This window comes from Kocuria tytonis (assembly GCF_003226895.2).
GTDB lineage: Bacteria > Actinomycetota > Actinomycetes > Actinomycetales > Micrococcaceae > Kocuria > Kocuria tytonis.
Genome location: NZ_PNJG02000002.1, coordinates 199,681 through 212,573, shown reverse-complemented (window position 1 = coordinate 212,573; position 12,893 = coordinate 199,681). Strand labels below are relative to the sequence as shown.

At 69.6% G+C, this 12,893-nt stretch carries 13 protein-coding genes; 6 read left to right on the top strand and 7 right to left on the bottom strand.

Going from position 1 to position 12,893, the window contains the following annotated elements; all coding sequences use genetic code 11:
- Window positions 1-5: 5 nt before the first annotated feature.
- The 3 genes from paaC to paaA are packed head-to-tail and all read right to left on the bottom strand — an operon-like array spanning window position 6 to window position 2,199.
- On the bottom strand, window positions 6-842 hold the full coding sequence (paaC, locus tag C1C97_RS06840; RefSeq protein WP_121030819.1) for a 1,2-phenylacetyl-CoA epoxidase subunit PaaC: 837 nt from the start codon (window positions 840-842) through the stop codon (window positions 6-8).
- Complete coding sequence (paaB, locus tag C1C97_RS06835) at window positions 839-1,135, bottom strand: 1,2-phenylacetyl-CoA epoxidase subunit PaaB (RefSeq protein ID WP_110919772.1); 297 nt, start codon at window positions 1,133-1,135, stop codon at window positions 839-841. Before paaB ends, paaC begins: the two co-directional genes overlap by 4 nt.
- A gap of 2 nt (window positions 1,136-1,137) precedes the next feature.
- A complete protein-coding gene (gene paaA, locus C1C97_RS06830) occupies window positions 1,138-2,199 on the bottom strand; it encodes a 1,2-phenylacetyl-CoA epoxidase subunit PaaA (RefSeq protein ID WP_110919773.1) in 1,062 nt (353 codons plus the stop codon).
- Window positions 2,200-2,442: 243 nt separating this feature from the next.
- Here paaA and C1C97_RS06825 point away from each other — a divergent pair, with 243 nt between their 5' ends.
- The 3 genes from C1C97_RS06825 to C1C97_RS06815 all read left to right on the top strand — a co-directional run bounded on the left by C1C97_RS06825 (window position 2,443) and on the right by C1C97_RS06815 (window position 4,920).
- The gene (locus tag C1C97_RS06825) at window positions 2,443-2,853 is read left to right on the top strand and encodes a hotdog fold thioesterase (protein ID WP_110919774.1); all 411 of its coding nucleotides are present in this window, start codon (window positions 2,443-2,445) and stop codon (window positions 2,851-2,853) included.
- Between the two features lie 5 nt (window positions 2,854-2,858).
- Complete coding sequence (locus C1C97_RS06820) at window positions 2,859-4,196, top strand: AMP-binding protein (RefSeq protein ID WP_199712228.1); 1,338 nt, start codon at window positions 2,859-2,861, stop codon at window positions 4,194-4,196.
- A gap of 94 nt (window positions 4,197-4,290) precedes the next feature.
- Window positions 4,291-4,920 carry a TetR/AcrR family transcriptional regulator gene (locus C1C97_RS06815; protein ID WP_121030815.1) on the top strand — a complete coding sequence of 210 codons (630 nt, stop codon included), beginning with the start codon at window positions 4,291-4,293 and terminating at the stop codon, window positions 4,918-4,920.
- Window positions 4,921-5,050: 130 nt separating this feature from the next.
- Here C1C97_RS06815 and C1C97_RS06810 read toward each other — a convergent pair whose 3' ends face one another.
- Entirely contained in the window at window positions 5,051-5,449 is a 399-nt protein-coding gene (locus C1C97_RS06810; RefSeq protein ID WP_110919777.1) for a VOC family protein, read from the bottom strand.
- Between the two features lie 162 nt (window positions 5,450-5,611).
- On the opposite strand from C1C97_RS06810, the gene C1C97_RS06805 reads away from it, so the two are divergent.
- Window positions 5,612-6,025, top strand: a complete 414-nt coding sequence (locus tag C1C97_RS06805; RefSeq protein WP_110919778.1) for a GNAT family N-acetyltransferase — start codon at window positions 5,612-5,614, stop codon at window positions 6,023-6,025.
- Here the strand turns inward: C1C97_RS06805 and C1C97_RS06800 are convergent.
- Window positions 6,015-6,533, bottom strand: a complete 519-nt coding sequence (locus tag C1C97_RS06800; protein ID WP_121030813.1) for a GNAT family N-acetyltransferase — start codon at window positions 6,531-6,533, stop codon at window positions 6,015-6,017. The genes C1C97_RS06805 and C1C97_RS06800 overlap by 11 nt on opposite strands.
- Complete coding sequence (gene paaZ / locus C1C97_RS06795; protein WP_121030811.1) at window positions 6,530-8,665, bottom strand: phenylacetic acid degradation bifunctional protein PaaZ; 2,136 nt, start codon at window positions 8,663-8,665, stop codon at window positions 6,530-6,532. The genes C1C97_RS06800 and paaZ overlap by 4 nt, the downstream gene beginning before the upstream one ends.
- Before the next feature lie 187 nt (window positions 8,666-8,852).
- On the opposite strand from paaZ, the gene C1C97_RS06790 reads away from it, so the two are divergent.
- Window positions 8,853-9,341 (top strand): hotdog fold thioesterase, encoded by a 489-nt coding sequence (locus tag C1C97_RS06790; protein WP_199712210.1) that lies wholly within the window; start codon window positions 8,853-8,855, stop codon window positions 9,339-9,341.
- A 297-nt stretch (window positions 9,342-9,638) separates the two neighbouring features.
- On the opposite strand, the gene aceA is transcribed toward C1C97_RS06790, so the two are convergent.
- A complete protein-coding gene (aceA, locus tag C1C97_RS06785) occupies window positions 9,639-10,925 on the bottom strand; it encodes an isocitrate lyase (protein WP_110919781.1) in 1,287 nt (428 codons plus the stop codon).
- Between the two features lie 461 nt (window positions 10,926-11,386).
- Here aceA and C1C97_RS06780 point away from each other — a divergent pair, with 461 nt between their 5' ends.
- Window positions 11,387-12,859 carry an XRE family transcriptional regulator gene (locus C1C97_RS06780; protein WP_121030809.1) on the top strand — a complete coding sequence of 491 codons (1,473 nt, stop codon included), beginning with the start codon at window positions 11,387-11,389 and terminating at the stop codon, window positions 12,857-12,859.
- Window positions 12,860-12,893: the final 34 nt, after the last annotated feature.

Sequence of the window (12,893 nt, the reverse complement as noted above, 5' to 3'; positions counted from 1 at the left end):
GGAACTCACCACGTGGCGCCGGGATGCTGGCGGGCGAGCCACTGCATCTCGGCGAGGATGTACCCGCGGTACTCGGAGTAGGCGCCGTCCCGCGGGGCCGCGGAGATCCGGGCCTGGGCCACGGTGGGGACCTCGAGCTCGGCCTGGGCCAGCAGCTCCGTGACCCGCTCCATGGTCCGCTCGCGCAGGGTGGAGGGGCGCACGGCGATGCCCTCGAGCTCGTCGTGCAGGGGCTCGTCCGCGAACAGCTCGTCCAGGTAGGGCCACATGTAGTAGAGCCCGTCCTGGATGCGCCGCTTGGACTCCTCGGTGCCGAGACCCAGGCGCAGGATCCACTGGGCGGCGTGGTCCTGGTGGTACTCCACCTCCTTGAGGGCCTTGTCCGCAATGGCGGCCAGGGTCTGGTCCGTGGAGGACTGCAGGGCCGAGTAGAGCTCGTACTGGTAGAAGGAGAACAGCATCTGCCGTGCGATGGTCTGCCCGAAGTCCCCGTTCTCCTGCTCCACGAGGCGCACGGAGCGGAACTCCTCCTCGTTGCGGAAGTACGCGAGCTCGTCCTCGGTCCTGCCCCACGCGGAGCCCGCGTACGTCAGCAGGAAGCGCGCGTGGCCGATGAGGTCCAGCGCGATGTTGCCGAGCGCGATGTCCTCCTCGAGCTCCGGTGCCCGGGAGATCCACCAGCCCAGACGCTGGGACAGCATCAGGGCGTCGTCGCCCAGGCGCAGCGCGTACTGGGCCACGGCCTCGGGAGCCTTGCCGCCGGTCTCCGCGATGTCCTCGGCGGTGATGGCGACGCCCGCGGACTGCTTGGTGGCGGAGTCGTGGGAGGCGAAGGCGCTCACAGGTGCTTCACCCCTTCGCTCTTGGTGTAGTACGTGGCGTGGCGGTAGCTCTTGCCCTGGGCGGACTCGAAGTACCCGCCCTTGGAGTCCGGGTCAGAGGCCGTGATGGCGTCCGCGGGGACCACCCACACGCTCGTGCCCTCGTTGCGCCGGGTGTAGAGGTCACGCGCGTTGCGCACGGCCATGGTGGCATCCGGGGCGTGCAGCGAACCCGCGTGCACGTGGGACAGACCGCGCGAGGAGCGCACGAAGACCTCCCACAGGGGCCAGTTCCCGCTCTGGTTCTCGCTCATGCTCAGGCTCCGATCAGCTCGGCGGAGCCGCGGCCCGCCATCACGGTGGTCTCGTCGATCTCCGTGCCGGTCTCCGCGGACGACGCCGCCGCAGCGGCCTCCGCGGCTTCCCGCGCCTGCCGCTGGGCGTAGGCCTCGGCGGCCTCGCGCACCCAGGCGCCTTCGGCGTGGGCCTCGCGGCGGCGCTTCATGCGCTGCACGTTGCACGGGCCGGAGCCCTTGATCACGGACATGAACTCGTTCCAGTCCAGCTGGCCGTAGTCGTAGTGGCCGCGCTCCTCGTTCCACTTCAGGTCCGGGTCCGGCAGGGTCAGGCCCAGGGCCTCGGCCTGCGGCACGATCATGTCCACGAAGCGCTGGCGCAGCTCGTCGTTGGAGAAGCGCTTGATGTTCCACTCCATGGACTGCTGCGAGTTGGGGGAGTCGGCGTCCGGGGGGCCGAACATCTGCAGGGCGGGGCCGTAGAAGCGGTTCACGGCGTCCTGCGCCATCTGCTTCTGGGCCTCGGTGCCGTGGGAGAGCTCGTAGAGGATCTCCCAGCCCTGGCGCTGGTGGAAGGACTCCTCCTTGCAGATGCGCACCATCGCGCGGCCGTACGGGCCGTAGGAGGCGCGGCACAGGGGCACCTGGTTGCAGATGGCGGCGCCGTCCACGAGCCAGCCGATCGCACCCATGTCCGCCCACGTGCGGGCCGGGTAGTTGAAGATCGAGGAGTACTTGGCCTTGCCGCTCAGCAGCTGCTCGTTGAGCACGGAGCGCGGGGTGCCCAGGGTCTCTGCGGCGGAGTAGAGGTACAGCCCGTGGCCGGCCTCGTCCTGGACCTTGGCCATCAGCACGGCCTTGCGCTTGAGGCTCGGGGCGCGGGTGATCCAGTTGGCCTCCGGCTGCATGCCGATGATCTCGGAGTGCGCGTGCTGGGCGACCTGACGGGTCAGGCTCTTGCGATAGGCCTCGGGCATCCAGTCCTTGGGCTCCACGCGGGAGTCCTCCTGGATGAGGTGGTCGAAGTGCTGCTGCTCGGCGGTGCTGTCCGTCTGGTCCGCAGTGGTGGTCTGCTCAGTCATGGTGTGTCCTCGGTTCACGGGTGAGATGGGAGCGGAGGATGAACTCTGTACGCTGCCAACGATAATAACTGACCGCTCGTTCAGAATATAGGCCCTCCATGTGGTCGTCAACACATTTTCCGCCCGCGGGGCCCGAGCACGTCAATGGTGGGGCGCTGCAATCCGCCCGCAATTTGTTGACACACGTCACATTTCACGGTTGTCTACTGACCGATCGTTCACAAATTCTGCGAGGAGCGCGGCATGCCACACCATCCTGTTCTCACGGGGGACCGCGCCTCCGAGTGGCTGGGCATCAGTGTGCAGCGGGCGGACCCCGGGCACTGCGTGATCTCCATGGTCGTCCGTGAGGAGATGCGCAACGGCTTCGGCATCGCGCACGGGGGGATGGTCTTCGCCCTGGCCGACTCCTGCTTCGCCATGACCTGCAACGACCCGGACCCGGACGGCACCACCATGACCGTGGCGCAGGGCGTGGACATCAACTTCCTGAGCTCCGCCCACCCCGGCCAGACGCTGGTCGCCGAGGGCCGCCGGATCGCCGTCGCCGGGCGCAGCGGCCTGTGCGACATCACCGTCTCCACGCAGGAGGGCGAGGTCATCGCCCAGTTCCGTGGCCGCAGCCGCACCGTTCCCCGTCGGAAGAAAGCGTGAATCCCATGACAACGTGCTCCGTGCCCAATCCGTACACGCCCGTGGACTCCCAGGATCCCTCGCAGCCGGATCCCGAGGAGCTGATGAGCCGGGACCAGATCGAGGCGCTGCAGACCGAGCGCCTGAACTGGACCCTGCACTACGCCTACGAGAACGTCACCGCCTACAGGGAGCTCTTCGACGAGCACGGGGTGCACCCGGACGACTTCCACGAGCTCGAGGACCTGGCCAAGTTCCCGTACACGGACAAGGAGTTCCTCCGGAAGGCCTACCCGTTCAAGTCCCTCGCCACGCCCATGTCCGAGATCCGGCGGATCCATGCGTCGTCGGGAACCACCGGGCAGCCCACCGTGGTGGCGTACACCGAGGAGGACCTGCTCACGTGGGGCTCCCTGGTGGCCCGGTGCTTCCGGATGTCAGGGATCAAGCCCGGTGACAAGGTGCACAACGCGTACGGCTACGGCCTGTTCACCGGTGGCCTGGGCGCGCACTACGGTGCGGAGCGCCTGAGGTGCGCCGTGATCCCGATGTCCGGCGGGCAGACCGAGAAGCAGGTCCAGTTGATCCGGGACTTCGAGCCGCAGGCCATCCTCTCCACTCCCACGTACCTGCTCACCATTGCGGACGGCTTCCGCAAGCTGGGCCTGGACCCGCGCGAGACCTCCCTGCAGCACGCCGTCCTGGGCGCCGAGCCCTGGACCGAGGAGATGCGCCACGAGATCGAGAAGACCTTCGGCATCACCGCGAGCGACATCTACGGTCTCTCCGAGGTTATGGGCCCCGGTGTGGCGGGTGAGTCGTGCGAGACCAAGGACGGCTCCCACATCTGGGAGGACCACTTCCGTCCGGAGATCATCGACCCGTTCGACGACACCGTGCTGCCCACCGGGCATCCCGGGGAGCTCGCGTTCACTGCACTGACCAAGCAGGCACTGCCGATCATCCGCTACCGCACGCACGACCTCACCCGGCTGCTGCCCGGCACCGCCCGCCCGGGGCACCGGCGCATGGGCCGCATCACGGGACGCTCGGACGACATGATCATCCTGCGCGGCGTGAACCTGTTCCCGTCCCAGATCGAGGAGCTCGCGCTGAAGATCCCGGCGCTGTCCCCGCACTTCACCCTGGAGATCACCCGGCCCAACCGCATGGACCAGATGACCATCCACATCGAGCGCCGCGAGGACGCCACCGTGGCGGAGGCCCAGGAGGGCGGACGCCGGCTGCAGCACGAGATCAAGACGAAGATCGGTTCGAGTGCCGCGATCGACATCGCCGAGCCCGGCACCCTGGAGCGCTCCTCGGGCAAGCTGCGCCGCGTGTACGACCGTCGCGACAAGTAGCCCGGGCGCTGCTGCCGGTCCTCCGCGGGACGGGAGTCGGGTGACGAGCCGGTAACCTGAACATCCCGTCCCCGGAAGATCGAGGCCCACGTCCATGCCCACCGAGCGCACCACCACCGCCACGGCCGACGACGCCGTTGCCGCACCCCGGCGCGGCCGTCCCGGCTACGACCGGGAGACCCTGCTGTCCGTGTGCGTGGACGTCTTCAACCGCTACGGCTACGACGCCACGTCCATGGGGATGCTCTCCAAGCACCTGGGTATCTCGAAGTCCGCGATCTACCACCACGTGCAGTCCAAGGAGGAGATCCTCGAGCAGGCCCTGGACCGGGCGCTGGACGCACTCGAAGCGGTGTTCGCGGAGGTGCTCGCGAGCGGCAGCGGCCCCGTGAACAAGCTCGAACGGATCCTGGACGGAACCGTGCGGGTGCTGGTGGACCAGATGCCGTACGTGACCCTGCTGCTGCGGCTGCGCGGGAACTCCGAGGTGGAGGAGGCGGCGCTGCAGCGGCGTCGCACCCTCACCCGCACCGTGGAGGACCTGGTGCGGCAGGCGCAGGAGCAGGGGGAGCTGCGCACGGACATCTCCGGCAAGTCCGCGCCGCGCCTGATGCTGGGGATGGTCAATTCGATCGTGGACTGGTACCAGCCCGGCCGCTCGGGCACGGTGGACCAGCTGGCCGCGACCGTGGTGACCATGGTCTTCGCGGGCCTGCGCGCCTAGGCACCCTCACGGGTACCCCGGAGCAGCGCGGGGATTCGCGGGGCCCGCTCACGATCGCGGGCGAACGGGCAGGCGCGCCCACTGATGCCGCGCGACCCGGCAGTCCGGAACCCACCCGGCGGCGACTGCGTCAGCTGCGGCGCGCGGAGAGGATGCAGAACTCGTTGTCCTCGGGGTCCGCGAGGACGGCGAACGTGGCGTCCTCGGGCTGGCCCACGTCCACGCGGCGGGCTCCGGCGGCGAGGAAGCGCTCTACGACGGCGTTCCAGTCCTCGGTGACATGGGGGGCGAAGTCCAGGTGGATCCGGTTCTTGACCGTTTTCGGTTCGGGCACCGGAAAGAACCAGATGGCCGGTTGAACCGAGTCGAATTCCGACCTGTCGTCCATGTCGGTGGTGGGGCTGGCGCGCGGGGCGATGCCTGCCTCCTCGGCGGTCTCTTGGACTACTACCCAGTCCAGTGCCTCGGCCCACCAATGGGCCTGGGCGTGGAGGTTGCGGCAGTCGATCACAACAGCGTAGAGACGCATGGGGTGCTCCTTGAACGGTGTGAAGCAAGCCTTCCAGATGGTGGCCGACGGCGGAAGATCCCGGGGCGAGGGAGCGTGCGGCGGGATGTTTGCGGGCGTCTCCGCGCGGCGGGCGCCTCGATGTCCGTACCGCCCGCAAGCCCACGCGGCTAGGGTGACGGCATGGAAATCTCCCGTTCCGGATCCATCGATTGCGTCGCGCTGATCCGCCTGTACGACGCCGTGGGGTGGAGCTCCTACACACGGCGTCCCGAGGACTTCGGGCCGATGACCGAGAACTCGTGGCTGGTGCTCTCCGCATGGGAGGCGGGCGAGCTCGTGGGGCTGGTGCGGGTGGTGGGGGACGGTGCCACGGTTGCGTACATCCAGGACCTCCTGGTGGACCCGGAGCACCAGCGTGGCGGAGTGGGGCGCGCCCTGCTGGAACAGGTCATGGCCGAGACCGAGCACATCCGTCAGACGTACATCACCACGGACGATGCCGCCTGGAACCGCCACGTGGTGAAGCTCTACCGCTCCCTGGGCTTCCGCCCCACCCCGGACCTGGGCTGCACCACGCTCGCGATCATGCGCTGAGCGGCCCCGGGCTCTGCAGCTGCTTCTTGAAACCGATATGGGACGGGCGGTAGCCCAGACGCTCGTAGAAACGATGGGCGTTAGGCCGCGAGGTGTCGGTGGTCAGCTGCAGCAGCGAGCACCCCGAGGCGAGCGCAACGGTCTCCGCCCAGGTGAACATCCGTTCCCCCAGTCCTTGACTGCGAAGGCTGGAGGACACCCGGACGGACTCGACCTGCAGGCGGCGTGCGCCCCCGCGGGACAGCCCGGGGATTACCGTGAGCTGCATGGTGCCCACCACGCCGCCTGCGTCGTTCCGGACGGCGGTCAGGAACTGGTGTGGATCGTCGTCGATCTCCTGGAAGGCACGCTCGTAGGCGGCCATGTCTTCGCCCTCCCGCGTGCTCCCCAGCGGATCATCCGCCAGGAGGCGAACGAGCGCGGGGACATCCTCTAGACGCGCCCGGCTGGGGCGGCACCGGGACCCGTCCGGCAGCACCCAGCGGGTGTCCGTCACGTGGATCGTCATGCCACGTCCTGGCCTGCTCCGCTGTCCGGGGTGGGCCACTGCTTGGCCACCAGGGTCAGGACGTCGTAGGTGGCCACGATCTCGTCCTTCTGGTTCGTGAGACGGGCGTCCCACGCCACCTCGCCGTACTCGTCCGTGACGCGCGGGGTGATCTTCTTGGCGGTCAGGGTCACGCGAATGGCGTCGTCGTAGGTCACCGGGGTGATGAAGCGCAGGTTCTCCAGCCCGTAGTTGGCGAGCACGGGACCCGGGGCGGGCTCCACGAACAGACCCGCGGCCCAGGAGACCAGCAGGTAGCCGTGGGCCACGCGGCGCGGGAAGAACGGGTTGGCCATGGCGGCCTCCTCGTCCGTGTGCGCGTAGAAGGTGTCCCCGGTCCTCTCCGCGAACTCCTGGATGTCCTCCAGTGTGACGGTGCGCAGGTCCGAGACGAACTGGTCACCGATCCGCAGGGTCTGCAGGGACTTCCGGAACGGGTGCTCGCCCGTGCCGTTCGCCACGTCCTCGCGGGTCACGGTGTTGGCGGCGGCACCCCAGTGCCACTGCCCGGTGATCCCGGTCAGCAGGTCCGGGGAGCCCTGGACGGCGGTGCGCTGCATGTAGTGCTTCACGGCGCGCACACCACCCAGCTCCTCGCCGCCGCCGGCGCGGCCGGGCCCGCCGTGCACCAGGTGCGGCACGGGGGAGCCGTGGCCGGTGGAGGTCCTGGCGTCGTCGCGGTCCAGGAACAGCACGCGCCCGTGGTACGCGCCGATCCCGGAGGCGAACCGCGCCGCGAGCTCAGGGGAGTGGGTGCACACCGTGGCCACCAGGGAACCGCCACCCAGGGCGGCGATCTCCACGGCGTCCGCCACGTCACCCGAGTAGCCGAGCACGGAGGTGACCGGGCCGAACGCCTCGACCTCGTGCACGGCGGGGGTGCGGGCATCGTCGAACGAGAGCACGGTGACGGGGAAGAACGCGCCGTCCTGGGGGACCGAGGAGAGCTCCTCGGGACCACCCAGCTCCACGGTGGCGCCGGAGTCGATCAGGGTGCGCACGGAGCGCAGCACCTCGAAGTACTGGTCCTCGGAGGACAGCGGGCCCACCGTGGTGGCGGCGTCCCGGGGATCCCCGACCACGGCGCGCTGGGCGGCGCGCTCCTTGAGGGCGGTGATCACGGCGGGCTTGATCTCCTGCGGGACGATCACCCGGCGGATCGCGGTGCACTTCTGGCCCGCCTTCGCGGTGATCTCCAGGACCACGGACTTCACGAACGCCTCGAACTCGGGGGAGTCCTCGGTGACGTCCGGGGCCATAATGGCGGCGTTGAGCGAATCCGTCTCCGCCGTGAAGCGCACGCCCTTCTCCTGCACGTGGGAGTGCGCACGCAGGGACCGGGCGGTGGCCGCGGAACCGGTGAAGGCCACGTGGTCGCGGGCGTCCAGGTGGTCCAGCAGGTCCCGCGCGGAGCCGGAGACCAGCTGCAGGGAGCCCTCGGGCAGCAGCCCGGAGTCCAGCATGAGCCGCACGCACGCCTCGGTCACGTACCCGGTGGGGGTCGCGGGCTTCACGATGGTGGGCACCCCCGCGATGAACGCGGGCGCGAACTTCTCGAGCATGCCCCACACGGGGAAGTTGAACGCGTTGATCTGCACGGCCACACCGGGCAGCCGGGTGTACACGTGCTCACCCAGGAACGAGCCGTCACGGGAGAGCTGCTCCACGGCGCCGTCCACGACCACGTTCGAGTTCGGCAGCTCGCGCCGGCCCTTGGAGGAGAACGTGAACAGGGTGCCGATGCCGCCGTCGATGTCGATCAGGTGGTCCTTGGCGGTGGCCCCGGTGGCGTAGGAGATCTCGTACAGCTCCGCCTTGTGCTCCCCGAGGTACTGGGCCAGCTGCTTGAGGATCAGCGCGCGGTCGTGGATCCGCAGGGTCCCCAGGGACGCCTGTCCCACGGTGCGCGCGTGCTCCACGGCCCCGGCGGTGTCGATCCCGTCCGTGCACACGCGGGCCACGAGCTCGCCGGTGGCGGCGTCGCGCACGTCCGCGATCTTCTGCGGGTCCTCCGGGCGCCACCACGCACCCTTCACGAAGCTGGGCAGGATCTGCGGCTGCCGGGTGTCGGCTGCCTGGTTCTGGGTGCTCACGCGGGGTCCTCCGGACTGTCGCGGCCGTTAGCCGAACGATCGGTCAGTATTGATCCCAGGATAACCTAGGTCACACAGGGGCACCATGGCCGTCACCCCGGGCATCCGGCCCACGACGCCGCCCGGCGGCCTTCCGCGCGGAACGCGCCCGAGCGGCGTCGTGCCCCCCATGAGACGAGGAGCAGACATGCACGAGGACCCGACCCCCGCGGACGCACGCGTGGAGAACGGGCGGCGCGCGGCGTCGTCGGACCAGCAGAAGGGCAGGGCGTTCGACCCCTGGAACATCGAGCTGGGCGAGCTGGACCGGAAGATGGGCGTGGAGGTGGAGGAGCAGTCCGCGGAGCGGATCGTGGCCACCATGCCCGTGGAGGGCAACCGGCAGTCCCTGGGGCTGCTGCACGGCGGGGCGTCCGTGGCGCTCGGGGAGATGCTGGGCTCGTGGGCCGCGGTGATCCACGGCTCCACCATGGGCAAGGTGGCCGTGGGTGTGGACATCAACGCCACGCACCACGCCTCCGCCACGAGCGGCCGGGTGCGCGGGGTGGCCACGGCCATCCGCCTGGGCCGCACCATGACGAGCCACGAGGTGGTCATCACGCACATCGACACCGGCCGCCGGCTGTGCACGGTGCGGATCACGAACTTCCTGAAGGATGCCCCGGACGCGGCCTGAGCAGGGGAGCCAGAACATTAGAGGCACGATCTGACGCGGATCTGCCTGCTGTGGTGGGCATGTCCCGCCTCAGATGTTCCGCCGCCGCTGCCGCCACTGACGACGCCGCCCGGGCACAGAGCCGCCCCGGCGCCGCTGACATGCGGTGCCGGGGCGGCTCGTCGTCCGCAGGAGGGCTGAGGAGCCCCTCCGGTGCGGACGAGGTGAACGCGGGGGTCGCGGTCCCGGAGTCACCGGCCCCAGTGACCGTGCCGCGACCCCCGCGGGTTCAGGAGCAGTTCGTGACCGCTGGACGGATCAGAACTGGGCGCTCTCGGTGGAGCCCTCGAGAGCGATGGTCGAGGAGTTGGGGTTGACCACCTGGGACACCAGGTCGAAGTAGCCGGTGCCCACCTCGCGCTGGTGCTTGGTAGCGGTGTAGCCGCGCTCCTCGGCGGCGAACTCGCGCTCCTGCAGCTCCACGTACGCGGACATCTGGTTGCGGGCGTAGCCGTGGGCCAGATCGAACATGGAGTAGTTCAGGGCGTGGAAGCCCGCCAGGGTGATGAACTGGAAGCGGTAGCCCATGGCGGCGAGCTCGCGCTGGAACTTGGCGATGGTGTCGTCGTCCAGGTGCTTCTTCCAGTTGAAGGACGGCGAGCAGTTGTACGCCAGCATCTGGTCCGGGAACTCCTCGTGGACGGCCTCCGCGAACTTCTTGGCGAGGTCGAGGTCCGGCGTGCCGGTCTCCATCCAGATCAGGTCCGAGTACGGGGCGTAGGCCTTGGCGCGGGCGATGCACGGCTCCACACCGTTGCGGACCTTGTAGAAGCCCTCGGCGGTGCGCTCACCGGTGATGAACTCGGCGTCCTGCTCGTCCACGTCCGAGGTGATCAGCGTGGCGGCCTCGGCGTCCGTGCGGGCGATGATGATGCTGGGGACGTCCTCCACGTCCGCCGCGAGGCGCGCCGCGTTCAGGGTGCGCACGTGCTGCTGGGTGGGGATCAGCACCTTGCCGCCCAGGTGGCCGCACTTCTTCTCGGAGGCCAGCTGGTCCTCCCAGTGCACACCGGCCGCGCCCGCGTCGATCATGGACTTCATGAGCTCGAACGCGTTGAGCGGTCCGCCGAAGCCGGCCTCCGCGTCTGCGACGATCGGCGCCATCCAGTTCTCCACGGTGTGGACGTCCTCGGCGTGCTCGATCTGGTCCGCGCGCTTGAGCGCGTTGTTGATCCGGCGCACCACCTGCGGGACGGAGTTCGCGGGGTAGAGGGACTGGTCCGGGTAGGTCTGGCCCGCCAGGTTGGCGTCACCGGCCACCTGCCAGCCGGAGAGGTAGATGGCTTTGAGCCCGGCCTTGACCTGCTGGACCGCCTGGTTGCCGGTCAGAGCGCCCAGAGCATTGATGTAATCCTCCGAGTTGAGCAGGTACCAGAGTCGTTCCGCGCCGCGGCGGGCGTTGGTGTGCTCTTCTCGAAAGGAACCCTGCAGACGCAGGACCTCCTCGGGCGCGTAGTCACGGGTCACACCCGCCCAGCGGGGGTTCTCCTCCCAGTCGCGGGCCAGCTCGTCGGCGCTGCGGAGGTTGCTGTTCTCGGTGCTCATCTCGGTCTCCTTCGATCGTCCGTCCCGGCGGCCTGCGGAAGCTCCGCACGGGTAACTTGATGTCTTCCACTTTTGCCGCGATCTGCACTACCGCATAGAGGTTTTTGGTGTGAAGAACCGCGTTTCTTCACGTTGACGAAAAATCGCCGTAAACTCGGGGTATGACCCCCACCACAGGACCCCGCAGGCGCCGTCGCACCGTCGACGCCGCTCCCGCCGCCTCCACTGCCGAGCGCACCCCGGGTGCCGGGGGGCCCGGAGTCGGTGCCGCGGGCCGTGCCGCACCCGCCGGTCGCGGGGTGCCGTCCTCCGGAGCGGGGCATGCGGGTGCGCAGGCAGGGACCGGACGAGCCGGCGGCGGCGCGGCCCCCGGCGCGGGCCGCTGGGCACCCGGCGGCGCTGCGTCGTCGTCCGGTGGTCGCGGTGACCGGTCCGCGTCCGAGGGGCGCGCGGGGTCCGCCGTGCCCGAGGACGAGGCGGGGGACCCCACGGATCCCATCGTGCTGGGGCGGCGCATCCGGTACCGCCGCAAACGGCTGCGGATCACGCTGGAGGAGCTCGCGCGCACCGTGGGCATGGCGCCGTCCGCCCTGTCGCTGATCGAGAACGGCAAGCGCGAGCCGAAGCTCAGCACCCTGTCCGCGATCGCCGGTGCGCTGGACATGGGCGTGGAGCAGCTGCTCGGCTCCAAGGCCCCGTCCCGGCGCATGGAGCTGGAGATCCAGGTGGAGCGGGCGCAGCGCGGACCCATGTACGCGGCCCTCGGGCTGCCCACCGTGCGGATCGGCCCCGGGGTGAGCACCGAGGCGCTCGAGGCGCTCGCCGCGCTGCAGCAGCAGCTCGGGCAGCGGCTCGAGGAGCAGGCGGCCACCCCGGAGGAGGCCCGCCGGGCGAACACCCAGCTGCGCGCCCGAATGCAGGGCGTGAACAACTACTTCGAGCGCATCGAGACCATGGCCGCGGAGCTGCTGTCCGCGATCAAGCACACGGGCGGGCCGCTGTCCGAGCACCACATCTCGCGGCTGGTGGAGCACGTGGGGTTCGAGATCCACCAGGTCCCGGACCTGCCCCACTCCACGCGCTCCGTGACGGACCTGCGCAACCGGCGCTTCTACCTCCCGGCCAGCGCCGGGGCAGGCTCCCCGTGGTCCGTGCTGTTGCAGGCGGTGGGGCACCACCTGCTGGGGCACCAGCGCCCCGCCAACTACGGGGAGTTCCTGGAGCAGCGGGTGGAGACCAACTACTTCGCGGCGGCGATGATGATCCCGGAGGCCTCCGCGGTGGACCTGCTGGCGCGTGCCAAGTCCCAGCGGGAGCTGTCCGTGGACGACCTGCGTGACGCGTTCGCGGTGTCCCACGAGACCGCGGCGCACCGGATGACGAACCTGATGACCCACCACTTCGACATCCCCACGCACTTCGAGAAGGTGCACTCCTCCGGGATCATCCACAAGGCGTGGCAGAACGACGGCCTGCAGTTCCCCACGGACCACAGTGGCGCGGTGGAGGGCCAGCGGGCCTGCCGGTTCTTCTCCGCGCGCCAGGCGTTCTCCGGGACCAACCGGCTGCTGTCCCACTTCCAGTACACGGACACCCCCAACGGGACGTTCTGGTGCTCCGCGCGTGTGGAGGGCTCCGAGCACGGGCAGTTCTCCATCTCCTTCGGGGTGCCCTACGAGCACGTCAAGTGGTTCCGCGGCCGCGCCACCGACTACCGCCGCACCTCCACGTGCCCGGACCCCGCGTGCTGCCAGCAGCCCTCGCCGGCGCTCGCCGACCAGTGGGACGGGCAGTCCTGGCCCTCCGCCCGACCGGCCACCCACATGCTCGCCGCCATGCCCGTCGGGGCGTTCCCCGGCGTGGACGAGACCGAGGTCTACCGGTTCCTGCAGCGCCACGCACCCACCGTTGAACTGGATGCGGACCTCGCGTAACGTCCGTCACGTTCCTGCTGCCGCGTGGCCGACC